Annotated in this window: 1 protein-coding gene; it reads left to right on the top strand. The window is 28.2% G+C overall.

Translation table 11 applies throughout. From position 1 onward, the window contains the following. Window positions 1–160: 160 nt before the first annotated feature. The coding region (locus IE142_RS40120; RefSeq protein ID WP_191889483.1) for an FtsW/RodA/SpoVE family cell cycle protein at window positions 161–586 on the top strand (426 nt) is incomplete at its 3' end.

Raw genomic sequence — 586 nt, 5'->3', positions numbered from 1 at the left:
AATTTAAATCATGGGTTTTAAAGGTAAATCTATTTGTTTATATTTGTTTAATAGATACGTTGAAGTATATAATAGATAAGAACGCTTTTTAGTAGCGATGTGTTTTATTAAGTCAACAAAGAGATAAATTTTAATCATTTAGTATTGGAAGATCTAGTATATGAAAAATTTTAAAAATATAATGCGATATATTGGAAAGACTTCTAAATTTATCGATTATCCATTGTTAATAACTTATGTTGTCCTCTGTTTGATTGGATTAGTAATGGTTTATAGCGCAAGCATGGTTGCAGCTACAAAAGGTACGTTAACCGGGGGAGTACCAGTTTCCGGAACATACTTCTACAATCGACAACTTTTATACGTTATCATGAGCTTTGTTATCGTATTTTTTATGGCTTTTATTATGAATGTTAAAGTATTAAAAAAGCCTAATGTTCAAAAAGGTATGATGATTGGTATTTTTACACTTTTACTACTAACATTAGTAATAGGAAAAAATATCAATGGTTCTAAAAGTTGGATTAACTTAGGGTTCATGAACTTACAAGCTTCGGAGTTATTGAAGATTGCAATAATTCTATAC

The organism is Streptomyces mutabilis (genome assembly GCF_014649815.1).
GTDB classification, from domain to species: Bacteria; Actinomycetota; Actinomycetes; order Streptomycetales; family Streptomycetaceae; genus Streptomyces; species Streptomyces mutabilis.
The sequence above is the reverse complement of the archived record's forward strand: the minus strand, read 5'-3'. Positions and strand labels throughout refer to the sequence as shown.